Origin of the sequence: Nonomuraea sp. ZG12 (assembly GCF_052068115.1) — a bacterium.
In the GTDB taxonomy this organism is placed as follows: Bacteria; Actinomycetota; Actinomycetes; order Streptosporangiales; family Streptosporangiaceae; genus Nonomuraea.
The window spans coordinates 69,351-86,056 of sequence record NZ_JBQHCW010000028.1 but is presented as its reverse complement, the minus strand read 5'-3'; the positions used below and the strand labels follow the sequence as shown (position 1 = coordinate 86,056).

Annotated in this window: 14 protein-coding genes; 9 read left to right on the top strand and 5 right to left on the bottom strand. The window is 70.7% G+C overall.

All coding sequences use genetic code 11. The annotated features are described in order from the left end of the window. Window positions 1-105 precede the first annotated feature (105 nt). Together ACTMTF_RS42105 and ACTMTF_RS42100 are read right to left on the bottom strand one after the other, a co-directional pair. The gene (locus ACTMTF_RS42105; protein WP_441115731.1) at window positions 106-1,377 is read right to left on the bottom strand and encodes an NYN domain-containing protein; all 1,272 of its coding nucleotides are present in this window, start codon (window positions 1,375-1,377) and stop codon (window positions 106-108) included. Window positions 1,378-1,561: 184 nt separating this feature from the next. Continuing rightward, window positions 1,562-4,216, bottom strand: coding sequence for a sigma factor (locus ACTMTF_RS42100; RefSeq protein WP_441115703.1), 2,655 nt, complete (start codon window positions 4,214-4,216; stop codon window positions 1,562-1,564). 129 nt (window positions 4,217-4,345) lie between these two features. Here ACTMTF_RS42100 and pyrE point away from each other — a divergent pair, with 129 nt between their 5' ends. Then, window positions 4,346-4,879, top strand: coding sequence for an orotate phosphoribosyltransferase (gene pyrE, locus ACTMTF_RS42095; RefSeq protein ID WP_397006582.1), 534 nt, complete (start codon window positions 4,346-4,348; stop codon window positions 4,877-4,879). Here pyrE and ACTMTF_RS42090 read toward each other — a convergent pair. Further along, window positions 4,854-5,276 (bottom strand): hypothetical protein, encoded by a 423-nt coding sequence (locus tag ACTMTF_RS42090; protein WP_441115702.1) that lies wholly within the window; start codon window positions 5,274-5,276, stop codon window positions 4,854-4,856. The genes pyrE and ACTMTF_RS42090 overlap by 26 nt on opposite strands. A gap of 160 nt (window positions 5,277-5,436) precedes the next feature. On the opposite strand from ACTMTF_RS42090, the gene fbaA reads away from it, so the two are divergent. The 3 genes from fbaA (at window position 5,437) to ACTMTF_RS42075 (ending at window position 8,285) form a co-directional block, all read left to right on the top strand. Beyond that, window positions 5,437-6,459, top strand: a complete 1,023-nt coding sequence (fbaA, locus tag ACTMTF_RS42085; RefSeq protein ID WP_441115701.1) for a class II fructose-bisphosphate aldolase — start codon at window positions 5,437-5,439, stop codon at window positions 6,457-6,459. A gap of 34 nt (window positions 6,460-6,493) precedes the next feature. Next, window positions 6,494-6,904 carry a DUF3151 domain-containing protein gene (locus ACTMTF_RS42080; RefSeq protein WP_441115700.1) on the top strand — a complete coding sequence of 137 codons (411 nt, stop codon included), beginning with the start codon at window positions 6,494-6,496 and terminating at the stop codon, window positions 6,902-6,904. A 97-nt stretch (window positions 6,905-7,001) separates the two neighbouring features. Then, window positions 7,002-8,285 carry an adenylosuccinate synthase gene (locus ACTMTF_RS42075; RefSeq protein ID WP_397006590.1) on the top strand — a complete coding sequence of 428 codons (1,284 nt, stop codon included), beginning with the start codon at window positions 7,002-7,004 and terminating at the stop codon, window positions 8,283-8,285. Between the two features lie 3 nt (window positions 8,286-8,288). On the opposite strand, the gene ACTMTF_RS42070 is transcribed toward ACTMTF_RS42075, so the two are convergent. Further along, on the bottom strand, window positions 8,289-8,939 hold the full coding sequence (locus tag ACTMTF_RS42070) for a GNAT family N-acetyltransferase (RefSeq protein ID WP_441115699.1): 651 nt from the start codon (window positions 8,937-8,939) through the stop codon (window positions 8,289-8,291). Window positions 8,940-9,118: 179 nt separating this feature from the next. Here ACTMTF_RS42070 and ACTMTF_RS42065 point away from each other — a divergent pair, with 179 nt between their 5' ends. Then, window positions 9,119-10,024, top strand: a complete 906-nt coding sequence (locus tag ACTMTF_RS42065; protein WP_441115698.1) for a glycerophosphodiester phosphodiesterase family protein — start codon at window positions 9,119-9,121, stop codon at window positions 10,022-10,024. A gap of 13 nt (window positions 10,025-10,037) precedes the next feature. Here the strand turns inward: ACTMTF_RS42065 and corA are convergent, their stop codons facing one another. Then, the gene (gene corA / locus ACTMTF_RS42060; RefSeq protein WP_441115697.1) at window positions 10,038-11,147 is read right to left on the bottom strand and encodes a magnesium/cobalt transporter CorA; all 1,110 of its coding nucleotides are present in this window, start codon (window positions 11,145-11,147) and stop codon (window positions 10,038-10,040) included. A gap of 313 nt (window positions 11,148-11,460) precedes the next feature. Here corA and purD point away from each other — a divergent pair, with 313 nt between their 5' ends. The 4 genes from purD to ACTMTF_RS42040 all read left to right on the top strand — a co-directional run bounded on the left by purD (window position 11,461) and on the right by ACTMTF_RS42040 (window position 16,357). After that, the gene (gene purD, locus ACTMTF_RS42055) at window positions 11,461-12,675 is read left to right on the top strand and encodes a phosphoribosylamine--glycine ligase (protein ID WP_441115696.1); all 1,215 of its coding nucleotides are present in this window, start codon (window positions 11,461-11,463) and stop codon (window positions 12,673-12,675) included. Further along, a complete protein-coding gene (locus ACTMTF_RS42050) occupies window positions 12,672-13,508 on the top strand; it encodes a phosphoribosylaminoimidazolesuccinocarboxamide synthase (protein ID WP_441115695.1) in 837 nt (278 codons plus the stop codon). The genes purD and ACTMTF_RS42050 overlap by 4 nt, the downstream gene beginning before the upstream one ends. Before the next feature lie 92 nt (window positions 13,509-13,600). Then, window positions 13,601-14,866, top strand: a complete 1,266-nt coding sequence (murA, locus tag ACTMTF_RS42045) for a UDP-N-acetylglucosamine 1-carboxyvinyltransferase (protein WP_397006602.1) — start codon at window positions 13,601-13,603, stop codon at window positions 14,864-14,866. A gap of 201 nt (window positions 14,867-15,067) precedes the next feature. Next, a complete protein-coding gene (locus tag ACTMTF_RS42040) occupies window positions 15,068-16,357 on the top strand; it encodes a GTP cyclohydrolase IIa (RefSeq protein ID WP_397006604.1) in 1,290 nt (429 codons plus the stop codon). Window positions 16,358-16,706: the final 349 nt, after the last annotated feature.

The following is a 16,706-nucleotide window of genomic DNA, read 5'->3' as shown; positions in this document are numbered from 1 at the left end:
GCGCCTCTCGGGGCCGCTCCGGTGGAGACCTTCAAAGAAGATGCTCTTACGGCCGGCCCGGGAGGGCCCGCAAGCCGGCGACGCCGTCTGCGTGGGTCGCTGCTGTCAGTGTCTGGCGCGTTCGAGGGCGTCCCAGAAGCCGCGGCGCAGGGCGTGGCGGACCTCGTCGTGCAGGAGGAAGTCGATCGGGAGGGAGGAGCCCTGGAGCAGGCGGGCCTCCAGGTCCGAGGGCATCCGGGGTTTGCGGGCGAGGACGGCCTCAAGCCAGAGTGCGGGGGCGTCGCGGGCCACGGACTCGCCGAAGTCGTGGCCTTCCCGGTGGGCGGACTTGACCGCGTCGGACAGCGTGGTGGCTCCGGCCGTGGCGGCGGACGGCGGCGCGACGGGCGCGGACTGCGGGCCCGTGTAGGCGCCGAGCTGCGACGGCTGGTAGGTGCCGCTGCTGGCCGGGGAGGCGAACTGGCCGGTCGTCGGCGACTGCTGCTGCATGGGGCCGGTGGCCGGCGCCGACTGCTGCGAAGGCGAGGGTGAGGGCGGATCGGAATAGGAGTAGGTGGGCAGCGCGGGCGGGTTGGAGGACTGCCCGCGGCCGGCGGAGGGACCGTTGGAGGACGGCTGGCTCTGCGCCTGGGCGCCCGAGTGGTGTGCGGCGTGACTGCCGGAGTGCTGCGAGGCGTGGCTGCCGGTGCTCGACGAGGCGGGCGGCAGCGACGACTGCATCGCCGACGGCAGCGACGGGGCCGGCAGCGAAGGCGGCGGCGACGAGGTGGCTGGCGGCAGCGAGTGGGAGCCGTGGCCGTTGCTGACCGCCTGGTGGTGGCCGTTGGACGCCTCGCTCGTGCCGGTCACCAGGGTGACGTAGGGGCGCAGGTTGGCGCCGCCGAGCTCGATGAGGTCGTCGCTCTCCTGCCTGAGCGTGCGGGACACGGCCCAGCTCGCGTCGGCGGCGATGTGCACCACGGTGACTCTGATGCCGAGGTCCTGCGCGTCGCAGACCACCTGGGCCAGGTCCTCGTCACCGCTGACCACGACCGCGTCGCAGATGGCGTTGTTGCGGGCCAGGGTCATCAGGTCACGGTGGACCTGCGCGTCGACGCCCTCGCGGCGGCCCGGCCGGATGCGCGACAGGCGCAGCTTGAGGCCGGGGATGTCGGCGAGCACGTCGTGCTCGGGGGTGCGGCGGCCTTCGACCGTCGCTTCGTACCAGTAGCAGCGCAGCAGCGGCAGGCCGGTACGCTCACCTGACAGGCCCGACAGGAGCTGCAGCAGACCTGGGTAGTCCCAGGAGACGGATTCGCGATGGCGGGTCCCATGTACGGCCATCGCGCCGTCGGCCAGCAGATAGCCAGCGTCCACGAACAGCGCGCAGCGATCCACTGACACCGCCCCTTTCTTGGTGGTCCGACTTGCTGGCTCTGCACCGTCAGAGCCGGACTCGGCGGCCCTGTCTCAGGGTAATGAAAGCTGGTGATCGTGCGAGGGTTAATCCCGACGATTCGCCCCTGGACCTGCGCTGTGCCTTGCCAATTAGGCGAACCGTACCAGTTTGTCCTGATATCGGTCACGGTCGTGCTCGCACACTCACGGCGGCGACTCCGAACAGCACGACGTCCTTCTCCGCGACGATCGCCAGCCCCGGGCGGGCCCTGAGTTCGGCGCTGACCGTATCGACGTCGACACCGAACGTCATCTCCGCCACACCGTTGGAGGAGCCGTCGAACACGTTCGTCGGATCCCGGTCACCCCCGGCCGGCTCCAGCGGGCCGGAGCCGAGCGACACCTTGTCACCACCGAGGTCGGCGTCGCCCTCCCAGGTCACCAGCTCCGCCCGCGCGGGCGAGCCGGCGGGCTCCAGCCCACCGAGCGGCATCCGTACCGGCCCCGTCCCGCCGCCGATCACGGCGGCGCCGTCAAGCACGACAGCCTGGCTGTACGGCCTGCGCGGGTCGGTGGCGACCACCACGAGACTCCACCCCGCGTGCCCCCCGAGCCCGGCGCGGACAGCCACCCCCACCGGCGCGACGGCTTCCGCAGGCGCGCGTGTCCCAGGGGCGGACTGCGGGTTGCCCATCGGCGCAGCCGCCTCGTCGGATGACGGGCCGGATTCGTAGTCGGGGGGCAGGGCGCCCATCGGTGCGTCCGCCGCCCACCAGGTTCCCTGGCGGCGGACCCCGCCGACCAGGCCGGTGACGTCCGCGTACGCCTGGTAGGCGGGTCCTGCGGGCAGGTCGCGGTGGGCCACCTGGCTGGGGTGGATGGTCACGTAGCGCTTGCGCCCCGGGGGCCTGAGGTTGATGGGGCCGGCTTCTGTGGCGGTCGCGGACCAGTAGAGGCCCGCCCAGACGACGCGGCCGCCCTTGGGCAGGGCGAGTTCGGCCCCGCTGGAGGCGTGGGTGCCGGCCGCCCTGTCCTCGTCGAGCAGGCGCATCGGCCACAGGTCGTTGTCGCGCTGGTCTCCCCTGCGGAGCCGGGCCTCCAGGCAGTCCTCGCGCTCGGCCGGGCAGGTCAGGAACGAGTTGCCGACCGCCCTGACGGTGACCTTGCCGTCGGCGGCGAATCTGGCGGGGACACCGGAGGGCCGCACCCCCGTGGCGGCCCTCGCGGTGAGCTTGACGGAGCCGGCCTCGACCCGCAGGGCAGGCCTCTTGCCGACCGGCGCCTCGGCGGCCACCTGCACCCGCAGGAACACCGCCGTCCTGCGCCCCGGAGCCAGCGGCCTCCTGGCACACCTCGCTCCGCTCCCGGCCGGACGGCACGACCAGCCGTCCGCGATCCCCACCGGCCGTACGGGAGCGCCCCCGCCGCCCGCCGCGACCGCCACCCCACTCCTGGTACGACCACCTGACGCGACCTGCGCCACCCTGCCGACACGGCCCGACCGGGCCGAGTGGGTCTCGGGGGGCGCTCCTGCTTCTTGCAGGCCGTCAGCGGGCGCGGGCTGGGTGATCGGGGTGACGCTGTCGGGGCGTGGGGTCACCACGGTGACGCCCGGTGGCAGTTCGATGGCTGTGTAGATCTCCTCGCTGGGTGCGTCGCCGTCGTTGTGGAGGCGCATGGCGACGATCCCGCGCTGGGCGCGTACCAGCGAGCCCATGACGGCGATCGTGGCGCGCAGGCCCGCTCTGGCCGGTTCGGGGCGGTCGTGGGCGGGAGGTGCGGCGGGTTCGCGGGCGGGGACGCGTTCGGGAAGGGGGGTGGGCAGGACGTGGGAGGGGGTCAGGGGCGGCGCCTGGAGGGGTGACGGCTGGACGGACCCCGCGGATCGGGTGACCGGGGCCGGCGGGTCGGCGGGGACCAGGGCGAAGGAGGCGGCCACGGCCAGCACCGTGGCGGCCCCGCCGGCCACGACGAGCCACTGCCGGCCGGGCAGCCGCCGCATCAGGCCGAGGGCGCGTGGCAGGCCGCTCGTCATCAGCCAGCCGTGGGCGAAGCCGGGCTCGGTCATCGCGGTGGCGTAGCCGGCGGCGGCCGTGCCGAGGACGAGAGGGCCGACGACGGCGCGCAGGCTCCGGTTGACCTCGGTCAGCTCCCGCAGGACGGTGTGGCAGCCGGAGCAGTCGCTCACGTGCTCGTCCACGGCCTTGGCGTCGCGCCGGGTCAGCCCTCCCCTGACGTACGCGCCGAGCCTGCCGAGCACCGGCTTGCACTCGGGCGGCGGCGAGCTCGCGAGGTGGGCCTGCAGGTAGGCCTGGCGCAGGCCTTCGCGGGCCCGGTAGGCGAGCGCGGCCACCCCGTTGGTCGACAGGCCCAGCAGCGGCGCGACGTCGGCGGGCCGGGCGCGCTCGACCTCGGTGTGCCAGAGGACGGCGCGCCACCGCTCGGGCAGCGACAGGTAGGCCTTGGCGATCAGCGAGCCTTCGAGCCCGGTCAGCGCCGGGTCGGTGAAGGGCATGCCGGGGTCGAACAGCTCGACCTCGCCGCTCGTCACCTGGTGGATCTGGACCCGGGAGCGGTCGTGGACGGTCCGGCGGACCACGGTCAGCAGGTAGGTCCTGAAGGCGGTGTCCGGCCCGCCGCCGCGGCCCACCAGGTCCAGGATCTTGGTGAAGGACTCGGCGACCACGTCCTCGACCTCGTCCTCGCCGTGGACGAGCTGGCGGGCCAGGGCGCGGGCGGCCGCGACGTGGCGCTCGTAGAGCCGGCCGTAGGCGGGGGCATTGCCCGCTCTGACGGCATGAAGGAGCTCTGTGTCGCTCTGCGGTGATTCCAAACTCATAGTGACCTCGCGGTTACGAACCGTTGCCCGCACAGTCATTCCGCACCCACCCCCATGGTTAAACCGAACGCGCCTCTTTGCCTATGGGAGGGGCTTGGATCACCTGATCCGGACTCTAAGCTTGGTTCCATGACAGACCGCGACAGCCTGCTGGCCGAGATCAAGAAGAAGGCCGTCGTGCACGGCCGCGTGGTGCTCTCCTCCGGCAAGGAGGCCGACTTCTACCTCGACCTGCGCCGCATCACTCTCGACGGGGTGGCCGCGCCCCTGGTCGGGCGGGTCATGCTCGACCTCACCGCGGATCTGGAGTTCGACGCGGTGGGCGGGCTCACGCTCGGCGCGGACCCGGTGGCGACGGCCATGCTGCACGCCGCGGCGGCGCGGGGCCGCACGCTGGACGCGTTCGTGGTGCGCAAGGCGCAGAAGGCGCACGGCATGCAGCGCAGGATCGAGGGGCCGGAGGTGAAGGGCAGGCGGGTGCTGGCGGTCGAGGACACCTCCACGACCGGCTCCTCCCCGCTGACCGCCGTCGAGGCGTTGCGCGAGGCGGGCGCCGAGGTGGTGGCGGTCGCCACGATCGTCGACAGGGGGGCGAGCGCCCGGATGGCGGAGGAGGGCCTGGACTACCGCACGGCCTTCACGCTCCAGGACCTCGGGCTGTGAAGGCCTCCCGCTCCCCCGGCTCCCCCTGAGGCCGCCGCTCGCCGTTCTCGGTGACGCGGACCGTGCCGGCGTCGGACAGCACCACGTCCAGCTCCGGCTCGAAGTAGCTGACCTCTTCGCCCCTGCTCATGTCACGGTGCTGCAGCACGTCGCCACCGGGCACCCGTACGGTCACCAGGGGGCAGGTGTCGGCCACGCACTCGATGCGCACGGTCGGCACCGGGGCGCTGCTGGAGGGACTGCCGGAGGCGGGCTCGCGCTCGGGCACCCGCTCGCCACCGGCCGAGGCGAACAGCGCCCGCCCGCCGATCACCAGGAGCGTCACCACGGCCACGGCCGCGAGCACGGCGAGCATCAGGCGGGCGGGGCCCATCGGGGCTGACCTGTGGCGTCCCACAGTGGGGAGCGTACCTGGTGGTAAGGCGGCTTTCCCGTTGTTCGCCGCTGGCGCCCCCTCCTGAGCAGCCGCGAAAGCCGAGCGGGCGTTGTCTCTACCACGGCGGGTAGCAGACCGGGATACTGGCACCGCGAAGCCGTACTTCTCAGGGAGATGACTCATGCCTATAGCGACCCCAGAGGTCTACGCCGAGATGCTCGACCGTGCCAAGGCTGGCGGGTTCGCCTACCCAGCGATCAACGTGACCTCCTCCCAGACGCTGAACGCCGCGCTGCGCGGCTTCGCCGAGGCGGAGAGCGACGGCATCGTCCAGGTGTCCACCGGCGGCGCCGAGTTCCTGTCGGGCGCCACGGTCAAGGACATGGTGGTGGGCGCGACCGCGCTGGCCGAGTACGCCCGCGTGGTGGCCGCCAAGTATCCGGTGACCGTGGCCCTGCACACCGACCACTGCCCGAAGAACAAGCTCGACGGCTTCATGCGGCCGCTGATCGACATCTCGCTGGAGCGGGTGGCCAAGGGACTCGACCCGCTCTTCCAGTCGCACATGTGGGACGGCTCGGCCGTACCCCTGGAGGAGAACCTGCAGATCGCCGAGGAGCTCCTCGACAAGTGCGCCCGCGCCAGGATCATCATGGAGATGGAGATCGGCGTGGTCGGCGGCGAGGAGGACGGCGTCGTCGGCGAGATCAACGAGAAGCTCTACACCACCCCGGGTGACGCCCTGGCCACCGCCGAGGCCGTCGGGCTGGGCGAGCGGGGCCGCTACATGCTGGCCGCCACGTTCGGCAATGTGCACGGCGTCTACAAGCCCGGTCACGTCAAGCTGCGGCCCGGCGTGCTCAAGGACATCCAGGAGGCGGTCGGCGCCAAGTACGGCAAGGAGAAGCCGTTCGACCTGGTCTTCCACGGCGGCTCCGGCTCGCTGATGGAGGAGATCCACGAGGCCATCTCCTACGGGGTGGTCAAGATGAACGTGGACACCGACACGCAGTACGCCTTCACCCGGCCGGTGGCGGACCACATGTTCCGCAACTACGACGGCGTGCTCAAGGTCGACGGCGACGTCGGCAACAAGAAGGCCTACGACCCGCGCGCCTACGGCAAGGCCGCGGAGGCCGGCATGGCCGCCCGTGTCGTCGAGGCTTGTGAGCACCTCAAGAGCAGTGGGACGAAGATCTCCTAGCCACATTGACGGCCCGGCGGGTATGACTTGTCCTATGGATAACCTTCTCGCCGGGCCGCCCCCGACGCATCTGCCGGATCTGCCCGAGGCCAGGGAGGCGCTCGAAGCAGGCGCCAAGGCCGCTGACGTGGCCGCCCGGTTCCCCGCATATCCCGGGGCCTGGGCCCAGCTCGCGGAGGAATACTTCGCGCAGGGCCACGCGGTCACCTCCTACGCTTTCGCCCGCACCGGCTATCACCGGGGCCTGGACCAGTTGCGCCGCAGTGGCTGGAAGGGACACGGGCCGATCCCCTGGGACCACGAGCCGAACCGGGGGTTCCTGCGCTGCCTGGCCGCACTGGCCAAGGCCGCCCAGTCCATCGGTGAGAAGGACGAGGCCGAGCGCTGCACCCAGTTCCTCAAGGACAGCAGTCAGGAGGCCTACGACGCGCTGGCCAAGAGCTAGCGCTTGGGACGAATGGGCCCACTCGGGTAGTCTCTGTACGCAAGAGCCCCTGTCGTGCTTGCGCCAGGGGTTTCGTTTTGTGTTCGGGAGACTCACAATGCCGGCTGCCGTTCTCGTAGGAGCCCAATGGGGCGATGAGGGCAAGGGCAAGGCCACCGACCTTCTCGGTGGCGACGTCGACTACGTCGTCCGTTACCAGGGCGGTAACAACGCGGGTCACACTGTGGTCATCGGTGACCAGAAATACGCGCTGCACCTGCTGCCGACGGGCATCCTGTCGCCGGACGTGGTGCCCGTGATCGGCAACGGCGTGGTGATCGATCCCGGCGTGCTGCTGGGCGAGATCGACGGCCTGGCCGCGCGCGGCATCTCGGCCGAGCGGCTGCTCATCTCGGCCAACGCGCATTTGATCATGCCGCACCACAAGTCGCTGGACAAGGTCACCGAGCGCTACCTCGGCAAGGCCAGGATCGGCACGACCGGCCGCGGCATCGGCCCCGCCTACGGCGACAAGATCTACCGCGTGGGCGTGCGGGTCCAGGACCTGCTCGACCCGGGCATCCTGGCCAAGAAGATCGAGGTGGCGCTGGCGGAGAAGAACCAGGTGCTCACCAAGCTCTACAACCGCCGCGGCATCGAGCCGGACGCGGTCGTGGAGGAGTACCTCGCCTACGCCGAGCGGCTCAAGCCGCACATCGCCGACACCTCGCTGGTGCTGAGCAACGCCCTGGACGAGGGCAAGTTCGTGCTGCTCGAAGGCGGGCAGGGCACGCTGCTGGACATCGACCACGGCACCTACCCGTTCGTCACCTCCTCCTCGCCCACCTCGGGCGGCGCCTGCGCCGGCTCCGGCATCCCGCCGACGCGGCTGACCCGGATCATCGGCATCCTGAAGGCGTACACCACCCGCGTCGGCTCCGGCCCGTTCCCCACGGAGCTGGAGGACGAGATGGGCGAGTGGCTGCGGCAGACGGGCGGCGAGTACGGCGTCACCACCGGGCGCAACCGGCGCTGCGGCTGGTTCGACGCGGTCATCGCCCGTTACGCGACCCGCATCAACGGGGTCACCGACTTCTTCCTCACCAAGCTGGACGTGCTGTCCGGGCTGGAGCGGATCCCGGTGTGCGTGGCCTACGACGTGGACGGGGTCCGGCACGACGAGATCCCGATGACGCAGACGGACTTCCACCACGCCAAGCCGATCTACGAGGAGTTCCCCGGCTGGCAGGAGGACATCACGGGCGCCAAGACGTTCGACGACCTCCCGCCGAACGCGCAGTCGTACGTGCGCACGCTGGAGGAGATGAGCGGGGCTCCGATCTCGGCCATCGGCGTGGGGCCGGGCCGCGACCAGACGCTGGTCATCCGCTCGCTGATCTGACCCCTAACGGGGTGACAGGACCGCCGCGGTCACCGGTGTCACCAGCCGCCAGCCGAGGCTCTCGTACAGCGCTCTGCCCTCGGGGGTGGCCACCAGGACGCCGGTGGTCGCGCCTCTGGAGACGGCGGTGGCGATCAGCGTCCGGATGACGGCGCCGCCGAGGCCGCGGCGGCGGTGCTCGGGGGCGGTTTCGACCCGGTCCACCACCGCCACCCGGCCGGCGACGGCGAGCTGGCCGCGGGCAGCGATCTCGCCGGTCTCCGTCAGCAGGCGGGCGGCGGTGACGTCGGAACGGGTGGTGATCGCCGTCGTGTAGCCGGCGGGCGACTCGGCGCGTTCGCGTGTCAGCGGGCTGGTCATCATGAACTCCGGCGGGTCGATCGACCAGGTGGGCGGGAGCCATGGGGCGATCAGCTCCGCCGGGGCGCAGAGCTTCAGCCAGGTGCCGGGGGTGGTGATGGCCGCCGTCAGGTGCTGGACGAGGGCGGGCGTCGGCGTGGGCAGGATGTGCCGTGCCACGTGGCCGGGCAGGCCGACGTCGACGCGGAAGCCCCAGGGCTCGGGGACCGGTGGCGGGGTGTTGCGAGAGATGACCCAGCCGTCCACCCATGCCCGAACAATGTCGAGTTGGGTAGTTACGAGAGCTTCCGTCATGGTTCCCCAGCTTATTGCAACGGTGTTGCACTTATCGATTCAATATCGGGTACGGCAAGTGAAGCGAAGGTTGTTACCTCTTGGCCGCTCGACCAGCGGTAGCGACTCCGCGTATCACCGCAAAAAGGACACGGCGTGGCGGCGCGTGGAGGTGACCCGCGCCCGGTAGTGTCCCCGGTGTGCGCGTTGAGATACATGGTCATCGGGGAGCGAGAGGCCTCTGGCCCGAGAACACGCTGCCCGGCATGAGCCGTACGCTGGAGCTCGGAGTGCACGCGCTCGAGCTCGACGTCGCGCTCACCGCCGATCGGCGGCTCGTGCTGACGCATGACCTCACGGTCTCGGCCGTGACCAGCGCCGACACGCGACCGGTCACGCCGGACGACCCCGCCTTCCCGTACGTCGGCAAGCCCATCAACTCGCTGAGCCTCGCGCAGTTGCGCACCCTGGACGTCGGCGTGCGGCTGCCCCGGCACCCCGACGACGTCTTCGCGGTGACGCAGGTGGCGATGCCCGACACCCGGATGCCCACGCTCGGCGCGGTGCTCGGGCTGGCCGGCGCCTACGCCGCCGAGGGCGTACGCCTGCACGTCGAGCTGAAGTCCGACCCGACCAGGCCCGCGCTCACCGCCGACCCCGGGCTGTTCACCGAGATGGTGATCGACGAGCTCGACCGGCACGGCAGGCTGCGCAACGCCGCGATCCTGAGCTTCGACTGGCGGATCCTCGGCTGCGCGGCCGAGCTGGCTCCCGACACGCGGCGCTTCGCGCTGATCGAGCTCGACACGCTGGACTGGAACGGCCCGCTGGGCGACGACGTGCCCGCCGCCGCCCGCGACGCTGGGGCCACCACGCTCTCGCCCGAGCACGCCATGGTGGACGAGCGGCTGATGTCCCAGGCCGCGGCGGCAGGGCTGGACGTGGCGGTCTGGACGGTCAACGACCACGCGCTCGCCGCGCGCATGCTCGACCTCGGGGTGTCCGGCATCGTCACCGACTACCCGGACCGCATGCGTGAGGTGTGGCAGGAGCGCGGGCTCGAGCTGCCCGAGCCGGTCGGCCCGCTCAAGCCGGTCGGGGTCTGACTACAGCGTCTGATTACAACCAGCCGTTGCGGCGGAAGCCGCGATGCAGCACGACGCAGGCGGTGATCATCACGGCCAGGACGGCCGGGTAGCCCCAGACCTGCTTGGTCTCGGGCATGAAGTCGAAGTTCATGCCGTAGACGCCGGCGATCATCGTGGGCACGGCCAGGATCGCCACCCAGGACGAAATCTTCCGCATGTCCTCGTTGGCCAGCGCGTTCGAGCGGGCCAGGGCCGCCTGCAGGATCGAGCTGCACAGCTCGTTGGAGGACTCCACCTGCTCGCAGACCCGGGACAGGTGGTCGCCGACGTCACGGAAGTACTCGCGCATCTCCGACGGGATCACCCGCCGCTGGGGCAGGGCGGACAGCGGCGCCTGCAACGGGGTGACCGCCCGCTTGAGCTCCAGCATCTCCCGCTTGAGCTGGTAGATCCGGTTGATGTCGCGGGAGCTGACGTCCGCGAACACGGTGGCCTCGACCTCCTCCAGCTCCATCTGCATGAGGTCGGCCACCTGAAGGTAGCGGTCCACGACGTGGTCGGAGATCGCGTGCAGCACGCCCGACGGGCCGCGGTCCAGCAGCTCGGGGCGGTCCTCGATGCGCTCGCGCACCTCCGCGAGCGGGCAGTGCCGGCCGTGGCGCACGGTCACCACGAAGTCCACGCCGAGGAACACCATGATCTCGCCGGTGGCGATGATCTCACTGGTCGCGGTCAGCTCGTCGTGGTCCAGGTAGGCGATGGTCTTGAGGACCATGAACAGGGAGTCGCCGTAGCGCTCGACCTTGGGCCGCTGGTGCGCCTTGACGGCGTCCTCCACCGACAGCGGGTGCAGGTCGAAGACCTCGGCGAGCCACTCCACCTCGGGGGCCGCGGGCTCGTGCAGCCCGACCCAGACGAAGGCCTTCGGGCCGCCGGAGTCCTTGTTGTGGCTGCGGACCAGGTCCAGGCACTCCACGATGCCGGAGGCGGTGGTCTTGCGGCCGTCGATGTAGGCGGCGTACTCGACGATGGAGTCGACGGGAGGCACGCGGACCTCAAGCACCGGCTGCGCGTGCTGGCGCGGCTGGTGACGCAGTACGGGGTGACGGTTGATGCGACGGAAGAGTGTCGACGAGCGCATGGCAGTCTCTTTCCGCCCGACCTGGCACGCTCCACGCGCGATGAAATGTCACCTCAATCGAAAAGAATGCGTGGAGGCACGATCAGGCTGCCGGATTGGAGTGGTCGGGGGTATCTGGGGTGTACGTGTACGAGCACGTACTGCTGGGATCACCAGGTTTCATCCCGGACCACCTCCAATCACACAAGAGACCACAGAGCCGCCTCAAGCTACCACAGAGAGGTAACGGCACAACGGTACTCGCCCGCATTCGCGTGGCGGGGAGTGGCCGGGGCGGGGACGGGCAGGGACCGTGGGCTGCGAGAATGGGCGGGTGCGCGTTCTAGTCGTAGGTTCCGGTGGGCGTGAGCACGCCCTGTGTCGTTCGCTCAAACTCGATCCCCAGGTCAGCGAGCTTCACTGTGCTCCGGGGAATCCCGGGATCGAGGAGGTCGCGAGGCTGCACCCCGTCGACCCCGTCGATCCGGTGGAGGTCGCCGGGCTGGCCCGGCGGCTGAGGGTCGACCTCGTGGTGGTGGGCCCTGAAGCGCCGCTGGTGGCCGGGGTGGCCGACGCGGTGCGCGAGGCGGGCATCGCCTGCTTCGGGCCGTCCGGCCAGGCGGCGATGATCGAGGGCTCCAAGGCCTTCGCCAAGGACATCATGCGGGCCGCCGGAGTGCCCACCGCGCAGGCGCGGGTGTGCCGGACGGCCGAGGAGGCCGCGGCCGCGCTGGCGGAGTTCGGGACGCCGTACGTCGTCAAGGACGACGGGCTGGCGGCCGGGAAGGGCGTGGTGGTCACCGACGACCGCGAGGTGGCGCTGGCCCATGCGGCGGCCTGCGAGCGGGTCGTCATCGAGGAGTTCCTGGACGGGCCCGAGGTGTCGCTGTTCGCGCTCTGCGACGGCAGCACCGCGGTGCCCCTGCAGCCGGCGCAGGACTTCAAGCGGGCCTACGACGGCGACCAGGGGCCCAACACCGGCGGCATGGGCGCCTACACGCCGCTGCCGTGGGCGCCGGAGGGGCTGACCGAGCAGGTCATGCGGGAGGTCGTGCACCCCACGATCGGCGAGCTGAGCCGGCGCGGGCTCCCCTACCAGGGCGTGCTGTACGTCGGGCTGGCCCTGACCGCCAAGGGGCCCAAGGTGATCGAGTTCAACGCGCGGTTCGGCGACCCGGAGACCCAGGTGATCCTCGACCGGCTGGAGACGCCGCTGGGCGGGCTGCTGATGGCGTGCGCCACGGGTGAGCTGGGGCCGGATCCGGTGTTCGCGGGCGGGGCCGCCGTGACGGTGGTCATCGCGGCGGAAGGCTATCCGGGCGCCCCGGTCAAGGGCGACGTGATCAAGGGGCTGGAGCCGGCCGAGCACGCCTATGTGCTGCACGCCGGGACCTCGCGGGTGGACGGCGAGATCGTCGCCGCGGGCGGGCGGGTGCTGAGCGTGGTGGGCAGCGGGCCCGACCAGGAGAGCGCGCGCCGCAACGCCTACGACCTGGTGTCGCGGATCGAGATGCGCGGCTCCTTCCACAGGACGGACATCGCCCGATGAAGCACCTCCACTCCGGCAAGGTCCGCGACCTCTACCAGACCGACGAGGGTCTGCTGCTGATGGTCGCCTCCGACCGCATCTCGGCCTTCGACCATGTGCTTGAGCCCGACATCCCGGACAAGGGCGCGATCCTCACCCAGATGTCGCTGTGGTGGTTCGACCGGCTCCGCGACCTGGTGCCCAACCACGTCGTGGCGCCGGGCGACACCGCGCGCAGCGTGCTGGTCAGGCCGCTGACGATGGTGCAGGTGGAGTGCGTGGCGCGCGGCTATCTCACGGGTGGCGGGCTGAGCGAGTACCACCGTGACGGGACGGTCTCCGGCGTACGGCTGCCCGAGGGGCTCGTCGACGGGTCCCGGCTGCCCGAGCCGATCTTCACGCCGTCGACGAAGGCGCCCCAGGGCGAGCACGACGAGCCCATCTCCTACGAGCAGGTGGTGGCCCAGGTCGGCGCGGAGACGGCGGCGGAGCTGCGGCGCGTCACGCTCGCCGTCTACACGCGCGGCGCGGAGATCGCCCGCGAGCGGGGCATCATCCTGGCCGACACCAAGATCGAGCTCGGCTGGGACGCCGACGGGGTGCTGACCCTGGGAGACGAGGTCCTCACCCCCGACTCGTCGCGATTCTGGCCGGCCGATGAGTGGCAGCCGGGGCGACCGCAACCATCATTCGATAAGCAGTATGTCCGTGATTGGCTAACGTCGCCCGAATCCGGATGGGACAAAAACTCCACAAATCCCCCACCTCGCCTGCCGGACGAAGTGGTCATGCGCACCAGGCAGCGATACCTGGAGGCATACGAGCGCATCACTGGGACTTCCTTTACCGGATGATTCGGCTGGGCCAGGTGTTGTGAGCGGCTACTGTTGGCCGGATCGACCTTCACCCTCTTTCCCGATCGATAATTTCCCGAGGAGCAGCACGAATGGTCCGTTACCGCGTGCGCGGTGGCAACGCACTGCGTGGAACCGCCTTCATCCAGGGCGCGAAGAACGCCGTGCTGCCGATGATCGGTGCGGCTCTGCTGGCCGCCAAGGGCCGCACCGTGCTGCGCAACGTCCCGCTGATCGAGGACGTACGCCGCGCGGTCGAGCTCGCCGAGGCCGTCGGCGCGTACGTCGAGCTGCACGAGTCCGAGCGCACGCTGGTGATCGACGCCTCGCGCCTGACCAGCCCGGTGCTCCCCGCCGAGATCGCCCGGCGCTTCCGCGGCTCGGTCCTGTTCACCCCGGCCCTGCTCCACCGGCTGGGCGAGGCCATCGTGGAGGGGGTCGGCGGCTGCAACCTCGGCAGCCGCAACCTCGACTTCCACTACCTCGGCTACAAGCGGCTCGGCGCGATCGTGGACGAGGGCGAGACCGTCATCCACGTCAAGGCCTCCGGCCTGACCGGCGCCACCCTCTACCTCGACACCCCCTCCCACACCGGCACCGAGAACCTGATCATGGCCGCCGCCCTGGCCAAGGGCACCACCGTGATCGAGAACGCGGCGCTGGAGCCGGAGGTGCTCGACGTCATCGACATGCTCGCCAAGATGGGCGCGCGCATCAGCGGCGGCGGCACCGGGTTCATCACCGTCGAGGGTGTGGACGAGCTCCACGCCGTCGAGCACACCGTGATGCCGGACCGGCTCGACGCGGGCGTGTTCGCCATGGCGGCGGCCATCACGCAGGGCGAGCTGAGCCTCGTCGGCACCGGCCTCGACCTGGGCGTGGTGCGCTACAAGCTGGAGCAGATGGGCGTCGACTTCGCCCGGCAGGGCGCGGTGCTGCACGTCCGCTGCGACGGCCCGCTGCGGCCGATCAACATCATCACCGACACCTACCCGGGCTTCGCCACCGACCTGCAGTCACCGATGATGACCGTGGCGGCTCTCGCCGACGGCACCAGCTACATCCACGAGCGCATCTTCGACGGCCGCTTCGCGCTCGCCGGCGAGCTGAACAAGATGGGCGCCAACGTGGAGGTGGACGGCAGCCGGGCGGTCGTGCGCGGCGCCACTCCGCTGACCGGCACTCGCGTAACGGCTCACGATCTGCGTTCGGGTATAGCTCTGGTGCTCGCCGGACTGGCCGCCAAAGGCGAGACCGTCATCGACTCGGGATACCTCATCGATCGCGGCCACGCAGATCTCGCCACGCGAATGCGGGCACTGGGAGCGGACATTACACGAGAGATTTCCGAGGGTTGAAAATCGTTGGGAATGGCGCGTTGAGCTGCTGAGACGTCTTCTCGGGTGGTCAACCAGAACGGCTTTCCGGAAAAGTCGGGCGTGACATTACGGCCCCCGCGAGCGATCGTTCCAAAAGAGAGCACTGCAACGGACCGCAGGATGGGACGAACATTGGTCGAGAGGGCCGAAGAAACACCCCGAGTGTCACGCCCGGGCGCCATGACACCGGACCTCACTATTGGCGTGGTCGGACCCCATGATCTGGTCGAGCGCGTCATGCTGATGGGTCACGCCGCAGCGCCGCTGCCTTGCCGGCTGGTGGCAGCCGCGTACCGCGACGAGCAGGAAGCGCCTGACAAGGTGACCCGGCTCGGTCCCGGCGTGGACGCGTGCCTGTTCGCCAGTCCGGTCCCGTACGACCTGGCGAGGCGTTCCGGCGTGCTGACGATGCCCGCCACCTACGTCCAGCTCGGCGGGGCGGCACTGGTGGCGGCGCTGGCCAAGGCGGCGCTTGATCCACGCGTCGATCCACAACGGGTCAGCGTCGACGTGGTCAGCCGCGCCGACGTCGAGGAGGCGTACACCGATCTGGGCATTCCGGCGACGGACGTGCACAGCCGCGACGAGCCGGGGGCGACGGGAACCATCGCCGCCTACCACGAGCGGCTGTCCCGGCAGGGGATCACCACGGGAGCGCTGACGTGTCTGCCCGCCGTGGCGGAGCGCCTGCAGACCTCGGGCGTGCCCGTCATCAGGATCAGGCCGACGTCGGCGGCCGTGCGCACCGCGCTGCACACCGCCGCGCTGCTGGGCGCGCACCACCGGTTGGAGGAGTCACAGCTCACCGTCGTGCTGGTGGAGGTGCCGACGCTGCGCGAGCCCGTGCGCCGCGCGGCGCCGCGCTACTGGCGCGACGAGCTGCGGCTGTCGCTGCACCGGCTGCTCGTCCAGGAGGCGAACCGGATCAACGCCACCGTCTGGCCGATCGACGATCACAGCTACCTGGTCACCGCGACCAGGGGCTCGGTGGCGGCGGCCACCGACGGGTTCCGGGTGCTGCCGTTCGCCGGCAGGATCCGGGACGAGCTGGGGCTGGCGGTCGAGGTGGGCGTGGGCATGGGCCGTACGACGCACGACGCCGAGTCGCACGCACGGGCCGCGCTGGCACGCACCCAGACAGGTAAACAGGCGCAGGGGTTCGCCGTCGACCGGGAGGGGAGGGCGCTGATCCCGGCGCCCCGGATGCCGCCGACGGGGACCACCGCGCTCAAGCCCAAGGGGGTCGAGGTGCTGGCCCGGCTGGCGGCCAAGCTCGAAGGCGGCGACACCGTGGTGGACGCCGAGGGCGCGGGGAAGATGCTGGGGGTGACGCCGCGCACGGCTCGGCGGTTGCTGCGCACGCTGGTCGACGAGGGACTCGCGTGGCCGCTTCCGCCGAACCGCACGCCGCAGCCGGGACGGCCCAGGCAGCTCTACCGGCTCATCGTGGAGAAGCTGGGGCCGCGCTGATACCGGGGCCCGCCGTCTGCCTTCCCCCTAGACGGCGGCGGGCCTCCAGCTTCGTGTACGGACTTTTGCGGATCGGGGGTTGACACTTCTGATTTCAGCGGTTGACCGCACTGATTGAGGGGTATGTTTTCGACGCCCCCGATCGACGGGATTCGGACGGGGGCACCAATCGTTATCTGGTCCTCCGCCTGCAGGCGGACGTCGCGGCCGGCACCGGGTCCTTCGACCGGCCGGCCCGCCTGCGGCGGAGTCGACCGCGAAGCCTTCCCCGCTGGTGCGAAGGCCGCCTGCCACCATCTCAGCGTCTGATATCCGCGCGCGAAATGTCGGAGCCGGGGACTATTGTCAT